The sequence below is a fragment of the Enterobacter sp. 302C9 genome (assembly GCF_034106085.1).
In the GTDB taxonomy this organism is placed as follows: Bacteria; Pseudomonadota; Gammaproteobacteria; order Enterobacterales; family Enterobacteriaceae; genus Enterobacter; species Enterobacter asburiae_B.
On record NZ_JAWNBW010000003.1, the window covers coordinates 125,663 to 145,637 of the forward strand.

Below are 19,975 nucleotides of genomic sequence, written 5' to 3' on the forward strand. Positions count from 1 at the left end.
TCCCCCGGCTAATAACCTAATACTCTCCGGGGAATGCTATGACTGGTCAGTCTTCATCTCAGGCGGCAACACCTGTCCAATGGTGGAAGCCCGCACTCTTCTTTCTCGTGGTCATTGTTGGCCTCTGGTACGTGAAATGGCAGCCGTACTACGGCAAAGCCTTCACTGCCGCCGAAACGCACAGCATCGGTAAATCTATTCTCGCACAGGCTGATTCCAGCCCGCTGCAGGCGGCGTGGGACTATGCCATGGTCTACTTCCTTGCCGTCTGGAAGGCCGCCGTTTTAGGCGTCATTCTGGGCTCGCTGATTCAGGTGCTTATCCCTCGTAACTGGCTGGTGAAAACCCTTGGGCAGCCGCGCTTTCAGGGCACGCTGCTGGGGACGATTTTCTCCCTGCCGGGCATGATGTGTTCCTGCTGCGCCGCGCCCGTGGCCGCAGGGATGCGTCGTCAGCGCGTATCGATGGGCGGCGCGCTGGCGTTCTGGATGGGGAACCCGCTGCTCAACCCGGCAACGCTGGTATTTATGGGCTTTGTGCTGGGCTGGCATTTCGCGTTCATCCGCCTGGTCGCCGGGCTGCTGACCGTGCTGGTGGTGGCGACGCTGGTGCAAAAACTGGTGAAGGATACTGCCGCAGAACCCGCAGCCGTTGAGCTGGACGTCAGCGAGCCGCAGGGGGGCTTCTTTGCGCGCTGGGGCAGGGCGCTATGGCAGCTTTTCTGGAGCACCATCCCGGTCTATATCCTGGCGGTACTGGTGCTGGGGGCGGCGCGCGTCTGGCTCTTCCCGCATGCGGATGGCGCTATCGACAACACGCTGATGTGGGTCATTGCGATGGCCGTTGCGGGCTGCCTGTTTGTGATCCCAACGGCGGCGGAAATCCCGATTGTTCAGACCATGATGCTGGCCGGTATGGGCACCGCGCCGGCGCTGGCGCTGCTGATTACGCTGCCGGCGATAAGCCTGCCGTCGCTTATCATGCTGCGTAAGTCGTTCCCGGCGAAAGCGCTGTGGCTGACCGCAGGGCTGGTGGCGTTGAGCGGGGTGATTGTGGGCAGTATTGCGTTGATGTAAAAAAAGCCCGGTGGTGCTGGCGCTTACCGGGCCTACAAAAAAATCCCCTCAAGCGAGGGGATTTTTTTTATTTGATGTAAGTAAACGCGGTGGTGACGTGCTTCACGCCGCTCACACGGCTGGCGATATCCGCCGCCGCTTTCCCTTCACGGTCGGTCACCAGACCCAGCAGGAACACTTCGCCGTTTTCAGTCGTCACTTTCACGTTGGAGGATTTCACCTGGTCCGAGCCCAGCAGCTGGGAACGCACTTTGGTGGTGATCCAGGTATCGGAAGAGGCGTCACCCAGGCCAATTGGCTTGCCCTGGCGCACTTCGTTAAACACCTCTGTGGTCCCTTCGACGCCCATCGCAATCTGTTTCGCGCGAGAGGCGAGCTCCAGATTCGGCGCCTGGCCTGCCAGCAGCACTTTGCCCTGATAAGCCGTCACGTTGATACGCGCTTCTTTCTTGATTTGTTCGTCTTTCGACAGCGCACTGTTGACGCGCAGCTCCAGCGTACCGTCATCCACCTGTGTCCCCACGGTGCGTGGATCGGTTGCCGCTTTGGTGCCTACCGCGGCGGTACCCACAACGGCCGCAGCGATACATCCCTGAAGCAGTAATGCAGACATAAGGACTGCGAGGGTCGATAAAGCCTTCATAAGAACTCCTTAATCATCCTGGTGAGGGAAAAGCGTGTTATCGATCAAATCACATAAGCAGTTCACCGTAAGCATATGCATCTCCTGAATACGCGCGCTTCGGTGAGAAGGAATGCGGATTTCCACATCCTGCGGCCCAAGCAGACCCGCCAGCTCACCACCGTCATAGCCGGTTAAGGCCACGATTGTCATGTCGCGGGTGACGGCGGCTTCAACGGCTTTGACAATGTCCCGGCTGTTGCCGCGCGTGGAGATGGCCAGCAGCACATCTCCCGCATGACCCAGGGCTCGCACCTGCTTTGCGTAAATTTCGTCATGCAGACGATCGTTAGCAATCGCCGTTAAGACCACATTATCGGTATTAAGTGCAATGGCGGGTAAACTCGGGCGTTCTGTTTCAAAGCGATTGATCATGCTGGCAGCAAAATGCTGTGCGTTGGCGGCTGACGTGCCGTTGCCACAACAGAGGATTTTGTTGCCATTAAGCAGGGATTGCACCAGCGTCATTGCGGCACGCGAGATAGCATCCGGAAGGGCTTCCGCCGCGGCAATCTGAGTCTGGATGCTTTCTGTGAAGCACACTTTAATTCTTTCGAGCACGTTATCCCTTTTAAATCTTAATTATGCGTCTTCGCCAAAAGCGTTTTTAAGCCATTCGATCTCATTTCCGGTGAAGGCTATCACATCGAACCGGCAATCCACAGTATCAAAGCTCCCATTATGGCGGGCAAGCCACAAGTGGGCAGTCTGTAATAATTTATGTTGTTTGGCGAGCGTCACGCTGGCGGCAGCACCGCCAAAACGGGAGGACTGTCGAAAACGGACTTCTACAAACACGATGACCTGACCCTCTTTCATGATCAGATCAATTTCGCCGCTGCGCCCGCGGACGTTAGCGGCGATAAAGCGCAGTCCTTTGCCTTCGAGCCAGCGACGCGCCTTTAACTCCCACGCATCGCCGGTCTCTTTACGGCTTAACTGGCCGGGACGATTTGCCCCTGCTGGTATTTGAGCCATGATAACTTCCTGTTGATCACGCAATCCTGAGTCGCGGTCAGATCGCCGGTGTTGCCGTTAAGCTCAAAGCCCGGCACCTGACGCATCTGGGTAAAGTGGTTCGCCAGCGCCCATGCATCGACACCCATCGCATACAGACGCGCCAGCGAATAATCGTTACGTACGGTACTCAGCGCCTGCTGCATCAGCGCCGGGTTGCTGCCTGCCAGCATCGGAATTTCGCTGTACTGCAGACCGTCCATTTCCAGACGGAAATCCGGGCCTGCGGTGCCCTGCGCGCTGCGCGAGCTGGCGTAGAGCGTTGCGCCGCTCTGGCTGCCGTTACGCATCGCGATCATCGGTTTGATAAAGGCGATCTCCTGCGGCGTGGCAACGATATAGGCCGCATCCACTTTACCGCCACCGCTAATCTGCGCGTCGGTAGGCGGGGCAGGGATCGTCAGGCCGCCAATCGTCACGCCCTGCTGCTGCGGCATGCTCGCGGTGACAGGACTGCCGTTAAGCGCGATACCCGCTCCACCGTTTACGCCCGCGCGCAGTTCAGAGACGGAACCGAATTTCTGCTGCAGCACCACGCCGCCGCCCAGCTTCTGCCACTCATCGGCAAAGGCGTTAGCCACGCGATCGCCCAGCGCGCTGCGTGGGATGAGCAGCAGCGGAGCCTGCTTACCCTGCTCGTGAATATGGCGCGCCGCATCGCGGGCTTCATCTTCAGGGGAAAGCGCGAAGTAGCAAATATTGGCCCGGTTCTGAACCTGCTCAGGCTGGTTGAGCGCCAGCACGTTCAGCGTGGTATTGCTCTTCATCAGCTCTTCCACGTTGTTTTTCAGCAGCGGACCGACAACGATGCTCGCCCCGTCCTGCTGAACCTGCGCCAGAACCTGGTCAAGCGGCTGCGAGCTGGTGTCGTAAATTTTCACCTCAGCGCCCGGGTTGGCGCTGGTGGTTGCCACGGTCTGCGGCTGCGCAGCAGGCTGGGCCGCGGGTTGTGCAGGCTGCGGTTGAGGCTGTTCTGCTGTCGCTTCAGGTGCTGGTGCCGCTTGCGTCTCGGCCGGAGCCTGAGTAGCTGGGGCTGCCGCAGCAGGTGCTGCTGTAGCCGGAGGCGTCGTCGGGGCCGTCACCGGGTTTTGCATCGTACCCTGCGCCGGCGCTTGCGCCGTGGTCAGATCGCTGGTCTCCGCTGCGGACGGGCTGACCACATCATTCACGTTAGCCGCCTGGGCCGCCTGCGCGGGAACCGCGCTGCCGGTTACCGAAGTGGTACCGTTTTTCGCGGCTTCAAAGCCCTGCTGAATGGTACGGCCAAACACCGCCGCCTGGCCGTTGAGCGGCAGAAGCAGGGCGATTTTGCTGGTGGACGCTGGCTTAAAGTTCTGCACGTTTACCAGCTGGGTTGGCAGCATTTTCGCCCCCGGGTTTTGCGGGTAGCGCGTCTGCCAGTCCGTAATACCGGCTTTCAGCATCTTTGGATCGCTGCGGTTGTTAAACCACATCTGCTGCAGATCCAACCAGCCCTGAAGGACGTTTTCATCGGCGTTGATGACCAGCGCCTGCGCCTGTTCCTGGGTCATCGAGGCAAGCGCTTGCCAGGTGGCATCAATATTTTTTTGCTTATCGGCACCGCCGAGCAGCGGCTCTTGCGCGACGAGGGCGCGGAGCAGCGTGAGAGAAGGGCGCCCCTGCTCAGCGGTAATGCCCGCCTGCCAGAAGCGAGCCTGCTGATTTTTATCCAGCGCGCTCACGTCAATGTCACCGAGGATCTTCTTCGCGGCGGCGTAATCTTTCAGCGCGACCTTCAGCTCGGCAGAGAGCAGGCTCTGCTCACGACGCTGGGCGTCGTTAAGATCTTTTGGCAACTGGTTAAACAGTTCGGCTGCCTGCTGGGTTTTACCCTCTTTCAGCAGTGCACGAATGGCGAGTAATTGCCAGTTGGTCTTGGTATCATTTGAACTCTGCGACATTTGTTGCAGATAAAAGCCAGAATCAGCCTGAGCAGACCCCTGAAGATGGGTGGTGCTCTGGTCAGGTGCCTGGGTGCCACAGCCTGCAAAGATCAGGGCTGCCAGCAGAAGCGGCACGCTGCGCGTGGCTTTTTTTCGAAGAAACGTTAACGGTACCATACTGTATCCAGTGATTTTTTTTACGCAATGCTCAATATTAAATCGGCAATACGGACGAAACAATGAAACAACACGAAACGGCAGATAATTCTCAAGGCCAGCTTTATATTGTACCTACTCCTATCGGGAATTTGTCTGATATTACCCAACGTGCGCTCACTGTACTGCAAGCTGTTGATTTAATTGCTGCTGAAGATACCCGCCACACCGGCCTGCTGCTGCAACATTTCGCGATTAACGCCCGTCTGTTTGCTCTGCACGATCACAATGAGCAACAAAAAGCCGAAACGCTGGTGGCGAAGCTGAAAGAGGGGCAGAACATTGCCCTGGTCTCCGACGCCGGTACGCCGCTGATCAACGATCCCGGCTATCACCTGGTGCGTACCTGTCGTGAAGCCGGTATTCGCGTTGTGCCGCTGCCGGGGCCGTGCGCTGCCATTGCTGCGCTGAGCGCCGCGGGTCTGCCGTCTGACCGTTTCTGCTATGAAGGCTTCCTGCCTGCCAAATCCAAAGGCCGCCGTGACGTGTTAAAAGATCTGGAAGCGGAACCGCGCACCCTGATTTTCTACGAATCCACGCACCGCCTGCTGGAAAGCCTGGAAGATATGGTGACCGTCTGGGGAGAAGCCCGCTACGTGGTGCTGGCGCGCGAGCTGACCAAAACCTGGGAAACGATCCACGGCGCGCCGGTGGGTGAACTGCTGGCGTGGGTGAAGGAAGACGAAAACCGCCGCAAGGGTGAAATGGTGCTGATTGTCGAAGGGCATAAGGCGCAGGAAGACGCGCTCCCTGCCGATGCGCTGCGCACGCTGGCGCTGCTGCAGGCGGAACTACCGCTGAAGAAGGCCGCTGCGCTGGCGGCGGAGATTCACGGCGTGAAGAAAAATGCGCTGTACAAGCATGCGCTGGAGCAGCAGGGGGAGTAAGCCCCTGCCGCCTGTTTTGCCGGGTGGCGGCTGAGCCTAACCCGGCCTGCAGATCGTTATGCGTCATTTAGCCAACAGGTATCGCCTCAACCTGGAAGGTTTGCGGCGTGTCCGGCGGGTTACCTAAATGCGGGATAGATGTGGTGCGAAAAATCACGTCACCGGTGCCGGGTTAAACACCGCCAGCTGATTATGCAGCCCCCACTGGTCGGAGAAGGTTTTCTTCCGCCCGCTTGCGACATCCAGAATGAAGTGGAACAGTTTCCAGCCCACGTCCTCAATGCTCTCTTCTCCGGTGGCGATGGTGCCCGCGTTGATGTCCATTAAGTCATACCAGCGGTTTGCCAGCTCGGTACGGGTCGCCATCTTGATCACCGGCACCGCCATCAGGCCGTACGGCGTGCCGCGCCCGGTGGTAAAGACCTGTACCGTAATGCCGGACGCCACCTGCTGCGTGCCGCAGACGAAATCGCTGGCCGGCGTTGCCGCGTAGATCAGGCCGCGTTTGGTCGGGCGCTGGCCCGGAGAGAGCACTTCCACAATCGCGCTCTGGCCGGATTTGGCAATCGAACCAAGGGCTTTTTCCACCACGTTCGCGAGGCCGCCTTTTTTGTTCCCCGGAGACGGGTTGGCGCTGCGGTCGGTTTTGCCCATATCGAGATAGCTATCGTACCAGGCCATTTCCTCAAGCAGGCGCTTGCCGACCTCTTCATTAACGGTGCGTGGCGTGAGCAGATGGATGGCGTCACGCACTTCGGTCACCTCGGAGAACATCACCGTGGCGCCGCAGCGAACAAGCAGATCGGACGCATAGCCCACCGCCGGGTTGGCCGTCACGCCGGAGAAGGCATCGCTGCCGCCGCACTGTGTTCCCACTACCAAATCAGACGCCGGGCAGGTTTCGCGCTGGCGCTTGTTGAGCTTGTCCAGATGGCGTTCAGCCACCTGCAGGATATCGTCGACCATTGAGCGGAAACCCACGTGGCGTTCGTCCTGCAGGCGCACGATGCTGGCCTCGTCTGCCGGAATGGCTTTCACATCTTCGGTGCCCTGCAGCAGGCGCTCTGGCTGCAATTTTTCACACCCCAGACCAATTACCATCACCTCGCCGCCAAAGTTCGGGTTGAGGGCAATATTGTGAATGGTGCGGATCGGCACTACCGCAGCGGGTGCGTTAATCGCCACGCCGCAGCCGTAGAGGTGGTTCAGGCCCACCACGCCGTCGACGTTCGGGTATTTCGGCAGCAGATCGCGTTCGATGATTTTCACCACGTAATCCACTACGCCCGCCACGCAGTGCACGCTGGTGGTAATGCCGAGCAGATTCTTGGTGCCGACGCTGCCGTCCGCGTTGCGGTAGCCTTCGAAGGTATAGCCCTCCAGCGGAGGAAGCGGTTCCGGCACGCGGGTCGCCAGCGGAAGCGTGTTCAGCGGCGGCGCTTCCGGCAGCGCCACCAGCGACTCCTCAACCCAGCTGCCCTGCGGTATAGAGCGAACGGCATAGCCGATGACTTCACCGTAACGTACGATTTCGCTGTTAGCAGGGATATCCACCAGGGCGACCTTATGTCCCTGCGGAATATGCTCAATCAGTTCCAGCCCGTCCGGAAAGCGGGTGCCCGCTTTTAAGCCATTGTCGTTGACAATTATCGCCACATTATCGGTGTCGTGGACTTTTATATAAAACGCCGTCGGCGATGCCTGTCGAATTTCAATGTCGGCCATTGTTCAGTATTCTCCAGCAAAGTGTCTGATAATAAATTCAGCCAATTTTCTAATGGTAGAAATAAATACGCGGCTTTCAGAATTAAAGCATGTCAGCATAGGGGATATGAAAATGTGATCGCGATCGCTCCAGAACCGGTAATGCCTGATTCTGTGCATTAGCGCCCAGCGCCTTGTGCATATGCAAAAAAATTCTTTGAAATGTTACGCAATGCTTGAGCATTAAAACAATGTGCGGTCGTGGGTTGCGTTTTATACTGAATGACGATTTTATAACGCCAAAATACGTCAGAATAATAAATATAATGCTGGTGCGGTGTCTGGATAAATAAAATGATGCTGATATAGGCTGCGAATTAAAAAGGTAAATACGATGAGTAACGATATCTTCCCGAATAAGTTTAAAGCGGCCCTCGCGGCACACCAGATTCAGATTGGCTGCTGGTCCGCGCTGGCAAACCCTATCAGCACCGAAGTGCTGGGCCTGGCCGGTTTTGACTGGCTGGTGCTGGACGGCGAACATGCGCCGAACGATATCAGCACCTTTATTCCGCAGCTGATGGCGCTGAAAGGCAGCCCCAGCGCCCCGATAGTGCGCGTGCCAACTAACGAGCCGGTAATTATCAAGCGCCTGCTGGATATCGGTTTCTACAACTTCCTGATCCCGTTTGTGGAGACGAAAGAACAAGCGGCCCTGGCCGTAGCCTCAACGCGCTATCCGCCAGAAGGGATCCGCGGCGTTTCCGTTTCGCATCGCGCCAATATGTTTGGCACCGTGCCGGACTACTTCACGCAGTCGAATAACAACATCACTATTCTGGTTCAGATCGAGAGCCAGCAGGGCGTTGATAACGTTGACGCGATTGCAGCCACAAACGGCGTGGACGGTATCTTCGTCGGCCCGAGCGATCTGGCGGCCGCCTTTGGCCATCTGGGTAATGCCAGCCGCCCTGACGTGCAGCGCGCGATCCAGCACATCTTTGCCCGCGCTAAAGCTCACGGCAAACCGTGCGGCATTCTGGCGCCGGTTGAGGCTGACGCCCGTCGCTATCTGGAGTGGGGAGCCACGTTTGTTGCCGTCGGCAGCGACCTCGGGGTCTTCCGCTCGGCCACGCAGAAATTAGCCGACGCTTTTAAAAAATAACCATCATTGAGGAAACAGATTATGACGCTGAAAGTGGGTTTTATTGGCCTGGGGATCATGGGTAAACCAATGAGTAAGAACCTCATCAAAGCGGGTTACTCACTGGTGGTATCCGATCACAATCCGCAGGCCGTGGCAGAGGTGATAGCGGCGGGCGCTGAAACGGCCACCACCGCGAAGGCCATTGCCGAGCAGTGCGATGTCATCATCACCATGCTGCCCAACTCCCCGCATGTTAAAGAGGTTGCGCTGGGTGAGAACGGCATTATCGACGGTGCGAAGCCGGGCCTGGTGCTGATTGATATGAGTTCTATTGCGCCGCTTGCAAGCCGTGAAATCAGCGAGGCGTTAAAAGCGAAGGGCGTCGATATGCTGGATGCGCCGGTCAGCGGCGGTGAGCCGAAAGCGATCGACGGCACGCTGTCGGTGATGGTCGGCGGAGATAAAGCCGTTTTCGATAGATACTACGACCTGATGAAAGCCATGGCGGGCTCGGTGGTGCATACCGGAGACATCGGGGCGGGTAACGTGACCAAGCTGGCCAACCAGGTGATTGTGGCGCTGAACATTGCCGCCATGTCCGAAGCGCTGACGCTGGCAACCAAAGCGGGCGTTAATCCGGACCTGGTCTATCAGGCCATTCGCGGCGGTCTGGCGGGCAGTACCGTACTGGATGCCAAAGCGCCGATGGTGATGGATCGTAATTTCAAACCCGGTTTCCGCATCGACCTGCACATTAAAGATCTGGCGAACGCGCTGGATACGTCACACGGCGTAGGCGCGCAGCTGCCGCTGACCGCGGCGGTCATGGAGATGATGCAGGCGCTGCGTGCGGATGGCCTGGGCACGGCCGATCACAGCGCGATTGCGTGCTACTACGAAAAACTGGCAAAGGTGGAAGTGGCGCGTTAATCACGCCTTGCCCACACCTGAGGGTGACAGCGGCGCGCAAACCCTCTATACTGCGCGCCGAAGCTGACCAGACAGTCGCCGCTTCGTCGTCGTCCCTTTCGGGGGAGACGGGCGGAGGGGAGGAAAGTCCGGGCTCCATAGGGCAGGGTGCCAGGTAACGCCTGGGGGGGAAACCCACGACCAGTGCAACAGAGAGCAAACCGCCGATGGCCCGCGCAAGCGGGATCAGGTAAGGGTGAAAGGGTGCGGTAAGAGCGCACCGCGCGGCTGGTAACAGTCCGTGGCACGGTAAACTCCACCCGGAGCAAGGCCAAATAGGGGTTCACATGGTACGGCCCGTACTGAACCCGGGTAGGCTGCTTGAGCCAGTGAGCGATTGCTGGCCTAGATGAATGACTGTCCACGACAGAACCCGGCTTATCGGTCAGCTTCAACTTCTTAAAAAAACCCGCCTCGGCGGGTTTTTTGCTTTCCGGGTGTTGCTGACCGGGTAAGCGCAGCGCCGGACAAACGACATCAATTCTCATATTTGCGACATTAAGCACATTTCACTGCTTTTATACCTTTCGTATCGTTCCTGTACCTGTAGACGATCGCCATCACAAAATTTCGCGCTAAAAAACACACGATTTTTAGTATTGATAATTTGTTATGTTTGTTACCTATATGATCGAGAATCTTTTCTCGTTTGATATGCATATATTGAAATCAAATACATTTCTCCCGTGAATATGTGACGCATTCCACTCTTTTCCGCAAACCTGAAAATTCGCATCGGAAAAATTTAATAAACTGAAAGAATGTTTCAAACAAATAGCGGTTATTTATTGGTCTTTAATTGCCTGAAAGATCGTCTTTATTGATTTTTTTAACGCAGGAAAATTTATCAAGGTTATCGCCATAAAATAAATTTATTACTACTGATTTTATTGATCGATATCAGCGTAATGGTGTGGCCTTACTTATTCATCTTATTGATAATAAATATGTTTTTTGGTTGTCATTGTTCCTGTAAAACGTGCGGAAAAGCAAATTGTGAGTGACAGCACATACCCCCTTAAACACTATTAGGTAGAATTCTCTCCGTCATAGGGAAATAAGCGCAGAATATTATGAACACTATTATTCTACCGAAAACACAGCACCTCGTGGTATTTCAGGAAGTCATTAAAAGTGGCTCCATAGGTTCTGCAGCAAGACAGCTTGGCCTGACGCAACCCGCCGTCAGCAAAATCATCAGCGATATTGAATCCTACTTCGGCGTGGAAGTGATGGTGCGTAAAAACACCGGCGTAAAACTCACTGCCGCGGGCCAGGTCCTGCTCTCGTACTCAGAGTCGATCACCCGCGAAATGAAAAACATGGTGAGTGAGATTAACAGCCTGAGCTTCAGTACCGTCATGGACGTCTCCTTTGGCTACCCGTCGCTGATCGGCTTTACCTTCCTGTCCGAGATGATCAAAAAATTCAAGGAAGTGTTCCCGAAAGCACGCGTCTCGATGTATGAAGCCCAGCTCTCCTCTTTCCTTCCGGCTATTCGCGACGGTCGTCTGGATTTCGCTATCGGCACGCTGAGTGATGAAATGCTGCTGCAGGATCTGCACGTCGAACCGCTGTTTGAGTCCGAGTTTGTGCTGGTCGCCAGCAAAACGCGAACGTGCACCGGCCCGACGACACTGGCATCGCTCACGCACGAGCAGTGGGTGATGCCGCAAACCGATATGGGCTACTACAAAGAACTTCTGACCACCCTGCAAGACAACCACATCAGCATCGAAAACATCGTCCAGACCGATTCTGTCGTCACCATTTATAACCTTGTCCTGAATGCCGATTATCTGACGGTGATTCCCCGCGACATGATTGCACCGTTCGGTTCTGACCAGTTTATTGTGCTGCCCGTAGAAGATGAATTACCCGTGGCACGTTATGCCGCCGTGTGGTCAAAAAATTACAGGATTAAAAAATCGGCGTCAGTATTAGTTGAGCTGGCAAAACAGTATTCGTCGATGAATATCGAAAGACGACGATGAATAATAAGTAATCATTTTAAAAACACCCAGAGCTTATCTCTGTAACGCTCTGATACCCTGACTTTGCCTGAAAAGAATGAATTATTATAACGAGGATATTATGCATATTACCTACGATCTCCCGGTAACGATTGAAGATATTCAGGACGCCAGAAAACGACTGGCAGGAAAAATATATAAAACAGGTATGCCGCGCTCTAATTATCTTAGCGAACGCTGCAAGGGCGAAATATTCCTGAAGTTTGAGAACATGCAGCGTACCGGCTCGTTTAAGATCCGCGGCGCGTTTAACAAATTAAGCTCGCTGACCGACGCTGAAAAACGCAAAGGCGTTGTCGCCTGCTCCGCGGGAAACCACGCGCAGGGTGTGTCCCTCTCCTGCGCGATGCTTGGCATCGACGGCAAAGTGGTGATGCCGATGGGCGCGCCGAAGTCTAAAGTGGCCGCGACGCGGGACTACTCGGCGGAAGTTGTGCTGCACGGCGAGAACTTCAACGACACCATCGCTAAAGTCAGCGAAATCGTCGAGATGGAAGGGCGTATTTTTATTCCGCCGTACGATGACGCCAAAGTGATTGCCGGGCAGGGCACCATCGGTCTGGAAATTCTCGAAGATTTATACGACGTGGATAACGTTATTGTGCCTATCGGCGGCGGCGGTTTAATTGCCGGGATTGCGACGGCAATTAAATCCATCAACCCCACCATTAATATCATCGGCGTGCAGTCAGAAAATGTTCACGGCATGGCGGCATCGTACCAGGCCGGGGAAATAATGAGCCATCGCGTTACCGGCACGCTGGCCGACGGCTGTGATGTTTCTCGTCCCGGTAATTTACCGTTCGAAATTGTTCGCGAACTGGTTGATGACATTGTGCTGGTCAGCGAAGACAACATTCGCGACAGCATGATTGCGCTTATTCAGCGAAATAAAGTGGTGACGGAAGGCGCCGGCGCGCTGGCCTGTGCCGCGTTATTAAGCGGCAAGCTTGACCACTATATTCAGGGTCGTAAAACCGTCTGCATTATTTCCGGCGGCAATATCGATCTCTCCCGTGTTTCCCAAATTACCGGCTTCGTTGACGCATAAAGGTGACCTATGAGCAACACTGAAAGCATTATCGTTGGCCAGACAAAAACGTCCTCCTGGCGTAAGTCTGATACCACATGGACGCTCGGCCTGTTTGGTACCGCCATTGGCGCAGGCGTGCTGTTCTTCCCCATTCGTGCAGGCTTTGGTGGATTGATCCCTATCCTGCTGATGCTGGTTCTCGCGTTCCCGATTGCGTTTTACTGCCACCGCGCGCTGGCGCGTTTGTGCCTCTCCGGCAGCAACGTCTCCGGCAACATCACCGAAACGGTGGAAGAGCACTTTGGCAAAACCGGTGGGGTGGTGATCACCTTCCTCTACTTCTTCGCCATTTGCCCGCTGCTTTGGATTTACGGCGTCACCATTACCAACACCTTTATGACCTTCTGGGAAAACCAGCTCCAGCTGCCTGCGCTGAACCGCGGCGTGGTGGCGCTGTTCCTGCTGCTGCTGATGGCCTTTGTTATCTGGTTTGGTAAAGACCTGATGGTGAAGGTCATGAGCTTCCTGGTGTTCCCGTTTATCGCCAGCCTGGTGCTGATTTCCCTGTCGCTGATCCCTTACTGGAACTCGGCGGTGATCGACCAGGTCAACCTGAGCGATATCGCCTTTACCGGTCATGACGGCATTCTGGTAACGGTGTGGCTGGGTATCTCCATCATGGTCTTCTCCTTCAACTTCTCGCCTATCGTCTCCTCGTTTGTGGTCTCCAAGCGCGAAGAGTACGAGCCGGAGTTCGGGAAAGCGTTCACCGAGCAGAAATGTTCCAAAATCATCGGTCGCGCCAGCATGCTGATGGTGGCCGTGGTGATGTTCTTCGCCTTTAGCTGCCTGTTTACGCTCTCTCCGCAGAACATGGCGGACGCCAAGGCGCAGAACATTCCGGTGCTCTCCTACCTGGCGAACCACTTTGCGTCAATGTCAGGAACCAAATCGACGTTCGCAACGGTACTGGAATACGGTGCCTCCATCATCGCGCTGGTGGCTATCTTCAAATCCTTCTTCGGTCACTACCTGGGCACGCTGGAAGGGCTGAACGGCCTGATCCTTAAGTTCGGCTACAAGGGCGATAAGAAGAAAGTTTCTGTTGGCAAACTGAACACCATCAGCATGGTGTTCATCATGGGCTCCACCTGGGTTGTGGCCTATGCCAACCCGAACATTCTGGACCTTATTGAAGCCATGGGGGCGCCAATCATTGCCTCTCTGCTGTGCCTGCTGCCGATGTATGCCATCCGCAAAGCACCGGCGCTGGCGAAGTACAAAGGGCGTACCGAGAACATCTTCGTTATCGCGGTCGGCCTGCTGACCATTCTGAATATCGTTTACAAACTGTTCTAACCCATTGCTCAGGAAGAGCGGAGTCACATGATGATTGAGTTTCCGGTTGTACTGGTTATTAACTGCGGATCGTCCTCTGTTAAGTTTTCGGTGCTCGACGCCAGCAGCTGCGATGCCCTGATGACGGGCATTGCAGACGGGATCAACACCGAGAAGGCCTTTATTTCCGTGAACGGGGGTGAGCCAGCCAGACTGGCTCACCAGGACTACGAAGGGGCGCTGGCTGCCATCGCCCTGGAGCTGGAGAAGCGTAACCTGATGAGCAGCGTGGCCTTAATTGGCCACCGCATTGCGCATGGGGGAAATCTCTTCAGCGAGTCGACCCTGATCACGGAAGAGGCGATCGCGCAGATTCGCCAGGTCTCCCCGCTGGCACCGCTGCATAACTACGCCAACCTGAGCGGCGTGGAAGCGGCAGAGCGCCTGTTCCCGGGCGTGCAGCAGGTCGCGGTATTTGATACCAGCTTCCACCAGACGCTGCCGCCGCAGGCGTATCTGTACGGATTGCCGTACCGCTATTTTGAAGAGCTGGGCGTGCGCCGCTACGGCTTCCACGGCACCTCTCACCGCTACGTGGCCGCACAGGCGCATACGCTTCTCGGGCTGTCCCCCGACGACAGCGGCCTGGTGATTGCCCATCTCGGCAACGGGGCGTCCATCTGCGCGGTGCGCAACGGCGAAAGCGTCGACACCTCGATGGGGATGACGCCGCTGGAAGGGCTGGTGATGGGTACGCGTTGCGGCGACGTGGACTTCGGCGCGATGGCGTGGATTGCCCAGCAGACCGGCCAGTCGTTCGAGGATCTGGAGCGCGTGGTCAATAAAGAGTCCGGGCTGCTGGGGATCTCCGGCATCTCCTCCGATTTACGCGCGCTGGAGAAAGCCTGGCACGAAGGCAATGAGCGGGCACAGCTGGCAATACACACCTTTGTTCACCGCATTGCGCGACATATCGCCGGGCACGCGGCGTCGCTGCACCGCCTGGATGGGGTGGTCTTTACCGGCGGCATTGGCGAAAACTCGAAGCTTGTCCGCGCGCTGGTGGCGGAACATCTGAAAGTGTTCGGCATCCGCCTCGACGACGCCAAAAATGCCCTGCCTGGCAGCGCGGGTGAGCGCGTGATCTCCACCGAGTCGTCCCGCGTGGCCTGCGCGGTTATCCCTACCAACGAAGAAAAAATGATCGCGCTGGACGCCCTCCGTCTTGGAAAGGTTACCCCGGCCGCGGCTTACGCCTGATAAAGCGAGAAACACATGAAAGTAACTATCGATACGGGCGTCGCGCCCTACAGCGACGCATGGGCCGGGTTTCGCGGTGAAGAATGGAAAAACGCCGTCAACGTCCGCGATTTTATTCAGCATAACTACACCCCTTATGAAGGCGATGAAGCTTTCCTCGCGCAGGCGACGCCAGCAACGACGGCGCTGTGGCAGAAGGTAATGGTCGGCATTCGCCAGGAGAATGCCACCCACGCCCCGGTGGATTTCGACACCAACATCGCCACCACGATTACGGCCCACGGGCCGGGCTATATCGACCAGGATCTGGAGACGATCGTCGGCCTGCAAACCGATAAGCCGCTCAAGCGCGCGCTGCATCCTTATGGCGGGATCAACATGATCCGCAGCTCGTTCGAAGCCTATGGCCGGGAGATGGATCCGCAGTTCGAATACCTGTTTACCGACCTGCGCAAAACCCACAACCAGGGCGTGTTTGACGTCTACTCCCCGGAGATGATGCGCTGCCGTAAATCCGGCGTGCTGACCGGTTTGCCGGACGGCTACGGGCGCGGACGCATCATCGGTGACTATCGCCGCGTGGCGCTATACGGGATCGCTTATCTGGTGCGCGAGCGCGAACTGCAGTTTGCCGATCTGCAGGGCAGGCTGGAGCGCGGTGAAGATCTGGAGGCGACGATCCGCCTGCGTGAAGAGCTGGCGGAGCACAGGCGCGCGCTGCTGCAGATCCAGCAGATGGCGGCGAACTATGGCTTTGATATTTCACGTCCGGCGATGAACGCCCAGGAAGCGGTGCAGTGGGTCTATTTTGCCTATCTTGCAGCGGTGAAATCCCAGAACGGCGGGGCGATGTCGCTGGGGCGCACGGCCTCGTTCCTCGATATCTACATTGAACGCGACATGCAGGCAGGAAGGCTGAATGAAGTCCAGGCGCAGGAGCTGATTGACCACTTCATCATGAAGATCCGCATGGTGCGCTTCCTGCGCACGCCGGAGTTCGACACGCTCTTCTCCGGCGATCCAATCTGGGCGACGGAAGTGATCGGCGGCATGGGGCTGGACGGGCGCACGCTGGTGACCAAAAACAGCTTCCGCTATCTGCATACCCTGCACACCATGGGGCCTGCGCCGGAGCCGAACCTGACGATCCTCTGGTCTGAACAACTGCCGATCGCGTTCAAGAAATACGCCGCGCAGGTGTCGATCGTCACCTCTTCGCTGCAGTATGAGAACGACGATCTGATGCGTGCGGACTTCAACAGCGACGACTACGCCATTGCCTGCTGCGTCAGCCCGATGGTGATCGGCAAGCAGATGCAGTTCTTTGGCGCGCGCGCCAACCTCGCCAAAACGCTGCTGTACGCGATCAACGGCGGGGTGGACGAGAAGCTGAAGATCCAGGTCGGCCCGAAAACCGAGCCGCTGCTGGACGACGTGCTGGATTACGATACCGTGATGGCGAGCCTCGATCACTTTATGGACTGGCTGGCGGTGCAGTACATCAGCGCCCTGAACCTCATTCACTACATGCATGATAAGTACAGCTACGAAGCCTCGCTGATGGCGCTGCACGACCGCGACGTCTATCGCACCATGGCCTGCGGCATTGCCGGGCTGTCGGTGGCGGCGGATTCCCTGTCGGCCATTAAATACGCCACGGTGAAGCCGGTGCGCGACCACACCGGTCTGGCGGTCGATTTCGTGATTGAAGGGGACTATCCGCAGTACGGCAATAACGACGACCGCGTGGACAGCATCGCCTGCGACCTGGTGGAGCGCTTTATGAAGAAAATTCAGGCGCTGCCAACCTACCGCAACGCGGTGCCAACCCAGTCGATTCTGACTATCACCTCCAACGTGGTTTACGGCCAGAAGACCGGGAACACGCCGGACGGACGCCGCGGCGGCACGCCGTTTGCCCCTGGTGCGAACCCGATGCACGGCCGCGACAGAAAAGGGGCCGTGGCCTCGCTAACGTCGGTGGCCAAGCTGCCGTTCACCTACGCGAAAGACGGGATCTCCTACACCTTCTCCATCGTGCCGCAGGCGCTGGGCAAGGACGAGCTGGTGCGCAAAACCAACCTGGTGGGGCTGCTGGACGGGTACTTCCATCACGAAGCGTCCATTGAGGGCGGGCAGCATCTGAACGTCAACGTCATGAACCGGGAAATGCTCCTCGATGCCATCGCGCATCCCGAGAATTACCCGAACCTGACGATCCGCGTTTCAGGCTATGCGGTGCGTTTTAACGCCCTGACGCGCGAGCAGCAGCAGGATGTGATTTCGAGGACGTTTACCCACTCTATCTAATCGCGAGTGCTCATGCCCCCTCACCCTGGGGGCATTTTTTTGCCCGCTAAACATACAAAATTGTTTATATAATTACTCACACATATTCATCCGCTCTTGAAAAACAATACGCCTGCTTTTCCCTATCACAGCATGTAAGGACAGTAAGATGATGAAAATGACCCGTATTGCGCTGGTCGCCGCCTCGCTGGCAGCGTGCAGTTTTACGGCACAGGCCGCGAACGTTGAGGCTGCCCCGTCTCCCTCGCAGGATCCGCTGGTACAGCACCTGAAGCTCAGCAATGAGCAGGTTAAAAAGATTGAAGATCTGCATAAGCAGCTGGAACAAAATGTCAGCAAGATCCCGATGACGGGGGTGAAGGACGGCGCGCTGATCGACATGTTCCAGGCGGATAAATGGGACGAAAGCACGGTGAAAAGCCAGCTTACCGCCTTTAGCAAAATTGAAGAGCAGACCCGTTATTACCGCGTGAAATATTACTTCGACGTCAGCCAGGTGTTGACGCCGGAACAGCGTAAGCAGATTAGAACCGATATGGCTAACGCGCTGGCAGAGTGATTTCGTACGTCGCGAACGGCGCCGGATGATTCTGGCGTGGATCGATCGGTTCCCTCTCCCATTGGGAGAGGGTTAGGGTGAGAGCATTCTCTAAACCGGCAAATCAATCAGCAGCGCGCGAAGCGGCGTATCTGCCACCAGGGTGATGTTCGCTTCATCACGAATAAACGCCCCGTCGCCGCAGGTGAGCGCTTCTTTCTCTTCCGTGTGCGTCACCGCATGTACCGTACCGTGAATAGACTGTAAATAGGCGCGCGGACCATGAAGCTGGAAGCTCGCCTGTTCACCTTTCTTCAGTTCGATATGGTGCAGCCACACCTGCTGGCGCAGCTGCAGGCTACCTTTACTGCCGTCCGGCGATGCAATCAGCTGCTGCTTATCGCCCGTTAAATCTAACTTCTGTACCAGCGGATTTTCCCGCTCGGGGCAGGCGTCCAGCCACAGCTGCATACGGGTCAGCGTTTTGTCTTTGCTGAGGTTATGCTCGCTGTAGCTGATGCCCGGCTGAGTGGAAATTAACAACGCTTCGCCAGCCTTTGCCTGGACATGATTGCCCTCGCTATCGCGGTATTCTGCCTCGCCTTCCAGGATCAGGTTCAGGATATCGACTTTCGGGTACGTACGCGGCTGGAAGGAGGCGCCCGGGGCGAGCACTTCCTGGTTTAGCACGCGCAGTGAAGCGTAACCGAGGAGTTTAGGGTCAAAGTAGTGTCCAAAGGAAAAGGTGTAGCGGGCCTGCAGCCAACCGAAATCGGCTTGTCCGCACTGTTTAGCTGTTCTTGTCGTAATCATAAACTTGACCTCTCTTTACACTAAAACAATGGTAAAGGTATGGACGCTGCATTGTTAGCCAGATATTCTGCCCGGTATGTTCAAATTTCCTGAATGAGAACGAGATGGCTAAAGAGAGAGCATTGACGCTTGAGGCGCTTCGCGTCATGGACGCGATTGACCGGCGCGGCAGTTTTGCGGCGGCGGCAGATGAGCTGGGGCGCGTTCCGTCTGCGCTAAGCTACACCATGCAGAAGCTGGAGGAAGAGCTGGACGTGGTGCTGTTTGACCGCTCCGGTCATCGAACAAAATTCACCAACGTGGGGCGAATGCTGCTGGAGCGCGGCCGCGTGCTGCTGGAAGCGGCGGACAAGCTCACGACGGACGCCGAAGCGCTGGCGCGCGGCTGGGAAACCCATCTGACGTTAGTTACCGAAGCGCTGGTGCCGACTGAAGCGCTGTTCCCGCTGGTGGACCGCCTGGCGGCAAAGGCCAATACGCAGCTGTCAATCATCACCGAAGTGCTGGCAGGCGCGTGGGAACGTCTGGAAACGGGCAGGGCGGATATTGTGATTGCGCCGGACATGCACTTCCGTTCCTCATCGGAAATCAACTCGCGCAAGCTCTACAGCGTGATGAACGTCTATGTTGCCGCACCCAATCACCCGATTCACCATGAGCCGGAGCCGCTCTCTGAAGTGACGCGCGTGAAGTATCGCGGCGTGGCGGTAGCGGATACCGCGCGCGAGCGTCCGGTGCTGACGGTGCAGCTGCTGGATAAACAGCCTCGTCTGACGGTGACCTCGCTGGAAGACAAACGGCAGGCGCTATTGGCCGGTCTGGGCGTGGCGACCATGCCGTACCCGTTTGTCGAAAAAGACATTGCAGAAGGGCGGCTGCGCGTTGTCAGCCCTGAATATAGCCACGAGGTGGATATCATTATGGCGTGGCGCCGTGACAGCATGGGCGAAGCCAAATCATGGTGTTTACGCGAAATTCCGAAGCTTTTCACGCAATACAATAAATAAAATCTTAATTGGTAGGCCCGGTAAGCGAAGCGCCACCGGGC

The 19,975-nt window shown here is 56.7% G+C and carries 17 protein-coding genes and 1 other RNA gene; 12 read left to right on the forward strand and 6 right to left on the reverse strand.

Translation table 11 applies throughout. From position 1 onward, the window contains the following. The first annotated feature begins 38 nt into the window (after window positions 1–38). Complete coding sequence (locus UR289_RS08550) at window positions 39–1,076, forward strand: permease (RefSeq protein WP_064673360.1); 1,038 nt, start codon at window positions 39–41, stop codon at window positions 1,074–1,076. Window positions 1,077–1,143: 67 nt separating this feature from the next. Here UR289_RS08550 and dolP read toward each other — a convergent pair whose 3' ends face one another. Genes dolP through UR289_RS08570 form a run of 4 tightly spaced genes read right to left on the reverse strand, consistent with a single transcriptional unit; the run spans window position 1,144 to window position 4,856 of the window. Further along, complete coding sequence (dolP, locus tag UR289_RS08555; RefSeq protein ID WP_029739641.1) at window positions 1,144–1,719, reverse strand: division/outer membrane stress-associated lipid-binding lipoprotein; 576 nt, start codon at window positions 1,717–1,719, stop codon at window positions 1,144–1,146. Window positions 1,720–1,728: 9 nt separating this feature from the next. After that, window positions 1,729–2,319 carry a DnaA initiator-associating protein DiaA gene (gene diaA / locus UR289_RS08560; protein WP_003861754.1) on the reverse strand — a complete coding sequence of 197 codons (591 nt, stop codon included), beginning with the start codon at window positions 2,317–2,319 and terminating at the stop codon, window positions 1,729–1,731. A gap of 21 nt (window positions 2,320–2,340) precedes the next feature. Further along, window positions 2,341–2,736: a YraN family protein gene (locus UR289_RS08565; protein WP_320709735.1), complete on the reverse strand. Its 396-nt coding sequence runs from the start codon at window positions 2,734–2,736 to the stop codon at window positions 2,341–2,343. Further along, window positions 2,694–4,856 (reverse strand): penicillin-binding protein activator, encoded by a 2,163-nt coding sequence (locus tag UR289_RS08570; protein WP_320709736.1) that lies wholly within the window; start codon window positions 4,854–4,856, stop codon window positions 2,694–2,696. Before UR289_RS08570 ends, UR289_RS08565 begins: the two co-directional genes overlap by 43 nt. 62 nt (window positions 4,857–4,918) lie before the next feature. Between UR289_RS08570 and rsmI the strand changes: the two genes are divergently transcribed. Continuing rightward, complete coding sequence (rsmI, locus tag UR289_RS08575; RefSeq protein WP_023309315.1) at window positions 4,919–5,782, forward strand: 16S rRNA (cytidine(1402)-2'-O)-methyltransferase; 864 nt, start codon at window positions 4,919–4,921, stop codon at window positions 5,780–5,782. Between the two features lie 153 nt (window positions 5,783–5,935). Here the strand turns inward: rsmI and garD are convergent, their stop codons facing one another. Further along, on the reverse strand, window positions 5,936–7,507 hold the full coding sequence (garD, locus tag UR289_RS08580) for a galactarate dehydratase (protein WP_033146732.1): 1,572 nt from the start codon (window positions 7,505–7,507) through the stop codon (window positions 5,936–5,938). 373 nt (window positions 7,508–7,880) lie between these two features. On the opposite strand from garD, the gene garL reads away from it, so the two are divergent. From garL to UR289_RS08625, 9 genes are all read left to right on the forward strand, one after another. Beyond that, window positions 7,881–8,651 carry a 2-dehydro-3-deoxyglucarate aldolase gene (garL, locus tag UR289_RS08585; RefSeq protein WP_320709737.1) on the forward strand — a complete coding sequence of 257 codons (771 nt, stop codon included), beginning with the start codon at window positions 7,881–7,883 and terminating at the stop codon, window positions 8,649–8,651. A 21-nt stretch (window positions 8,652–8,672) separates the two neighbouring features. Continuing rightward, window positions 8,673–9,563: a 2-hydroxy-3-oxopropionate reductase gene (garR, locus tag UR289_RS08590; RefSeq protein WP_047060279.1), complete on the forward strand. Its 891-nt coding sequence runs from the start codon at window positions 8,673–8,675 to the stop codon at window positions 9,561–9,563. Between the two features lie 59 nt (window positions 9,564–9,622). Continuing rightward, window positions 9,623–9,999, forward strand: an RNA gene (gene rnpB / locus UR289_RS08595) — RNase P RNA component class A. Between the two features lie 676 nt (window positions 10,000–10,675). Continuing rightward, a complete protein-coding gene (gene tdcA / locus UR289_RS08600) occupies window positions 10,676–11,596 on the forward strand; it encodes a transcriptional regulator TdcA (protein WP_008501504.1) in 921 nt (306 codons plus the stop codon). A 100-nt stretch (window positions 11,597–11,696) separates the two neighbouring features. Continuing rightward, window positions 11,697–12,686 carry a bifunctional threonine ammonia-lyase/L-serine ammonia-lyase TdcB gene (tdcB, locus tag UR289_RS08605; RefSeq protein ID WP_032640996.1) on the forward strand — a complete coding sequence of 330 codons (990 nt, stop codon included), beginning with the start codon at window positions 11,697–11,699 and terminating at the stop codon, window positions 12,684–12,686. Between the two features lie 9 nt (window positions 12,687–12,695). Beyond that, window positions 12,696–14,027, forward strand: a complete 1,332-nt coding sequence (gene tdcC, locus UR289_RS08610; RefSeq protein ID WP_320709740.1) for a threonine/serine transporter TdcC — start codon at window positions 12,696–12,698, stop codon at window positions 14,025–14,027. Between the two features lie 30 nt (window positions 14,028–14,057). Beyond that, complete coding sequence (tdcD, locus tag UR289_RS08615; RefSeq protein WP_246948216.1) at window positions 14,058–15,266, forward strand: propionate kinase; 1,209 nt, start codon at window positions 14,058–14,060, stop codon at window positions 15,264–15,266. A gap of 15 nt (window positions 15,267–15,281) precedes the next feature. Next, complete coding sequence (gene pflB, locus UR289_RS08620; protein WP_217071858.1) at window positions 15,282–17,576, forward strand: formate C-acetyltransferase; 2,295 nt, start codon at window positions 15,282–15,284, stop codon at window positions 17,574–17,576. A gap of 148 nt (window positions 17,577–17,724) precedes the next feature. Further along, window positions 17,725–18,135 carry a Spy/CpxP family protein refolding chaperone gene (locus UR289_RS08625; protein ID WP_320709743.1) on the forward strand — a complete coding sequence of 137 codons (411 nt, stop codon included), beginning with the start codon at window positions 17,725–17,727 and terminating at the stop codon, window positions 18,133–18,135. Window positions 18,136–18,225: 90 nt separating this feature from the next. Here the strand turns inward: UR289_RS08625 and UR289_RS08630 are convergent, their stop codons facing one another. Then, complete coding sequence (locus UR289_RS08630; RefSeq protein WP_023309295.1) at window positions 18,226–18,927, reverse strand: pirin family protein; 702 nt, start codon at window positions 18,925–18,927, stop codon at window positions 18,226–18,228. Between the two features lie 104 nt (window positions 18,928–19,031). On the opposite strand from UR289_RS08630, the gene UR289_RS08635 reads away from it, so the two are divergent. Then, a complete protein-coding gene (locus UR289_RS08635) occupies window positions 19,032–19,934 on the forward strand; it encodes a LysR family transcriptional regulator (RefSeq protein ID WP_236902202.1) in 903 nt (300 codons plus the stop codon). Window positions 19,935–19,975: the final 41 nt, after the last annotated feature.

What these genes read in the sequence shown, in the direction of transcription:
- UR289_RS08630 (WP_023309295.1), bottom strand. Translation starts at nt 18,927, where the DNA reads ATGATTACGACAAGAACAGCTAAACAGTGCGGACAAGCCGATTTCGGT.
- tdcA (WP_008501504.1), top strand. Translation starts at nt 10,676, where the DNA reads ATGAACACTATTATTCTACCGAAAACACAGCACCTCGTGGTATTTCAG.
- UR289_RS08570 (WP_320709736.1), bottom strand. Translation starts at nt 4,856, where the DNA reads ATGGTACCGTTAACGTTTCTTCGAAAAAAAGCCACGCGCAGCGTGCCG.
- UR289_RS08625 (WP_320709743.1), top strand. Translation starts at nt 17,725, where the DNA reads ATGATGAAAATGACCCGTATTGCGCTGGTCGCCGCCTCGCTGGCAGCG.
- tdcD (WP_246948216.1), top strand. Translation starts at nt 14,058, where the DNA reads ATGATTGAGTTTCCGGTTGTACTGGTTATTAACTGCGGATCGTCCTCT.
- tdcC (WP_320709740.1), top strand. Translation starts at nt 12,696, where the DNA reads ATGAGCAACACTGAAAGCATTATCGTTGGCCAGACAAAAACGTCCTCC.
- garD (WP_033146732.1), bottom strand. Translation starts at nt 7,507, where the DNA reads ATGGCCGACATTGAAATTCGACAGGCATCGCCGACGGCGTTTTATATA.
- pflB (WP_217071858.1), top strand. Translation starts at nt 15,282, where the DNA reads ATGAAAGTAACTATCGATACGGGCGTCGCGCCCTACAGCGACGCATGG.
- tdcB (WP_032640996.1), top strand. Translation starts at nt 11,697, where the DNA reads ATGCATATTACCTACGATCTCCCGGTAACGATTGAAGATATTCAGGAC.
- garR (WP_047060279.1), top strand. Translation starts at nt 8,673, where the DNA reads ATGACGCTGAAAGTGGGTTTTATTGGCCTGGGGATCATGGGTAAACCA.
- dolP (WP_029739641.1), bottom strand. Translation starts at nt 1,719, where the DNA reads ATGAAGGCTTTATCGACCCTCGCAGTCCTTATGTCTGCATTACTGCTT.
- rsmI (WP_023309315.1), top strand. Translation starts at nt 4,919, where the DNA reads ATGAAACAACACGAAACGGCAGATAATTCTCAAGGCCAGCTTTATATT.
- garL (WP_320709737.1), top strand. Translation starts at nt 7,881, where the DNA reads ATGAGTAACGATATCTTCCCGAATAAGTTTAAAGCGGCCCTCGCGGCA.
- UR289_RS08565 (WP_320709735.1), bottom strand. Translation starts at nt 2,736, where the DNA reads ATGGCTCAAATACCAGCAGGGGCAAATCGTCCCGGCCAGTTAAGCCGT.
- UR289_RS08635 (WP_236902202.1), top strand. Translation starts at nt 19,032, where the DNA reads ATGGCTAAAGAGAGAGCATTGACGCTTGAGGCGCTTCGCGTCATGGAC.
- UR289_RS08550 (WP_064673360.1), top strand. Translation starts at nt 39, where the DNA reads ATGACTGGTCAGTCTTCATCTCAGGCGGCAACACCTGTCCAATGGTGG.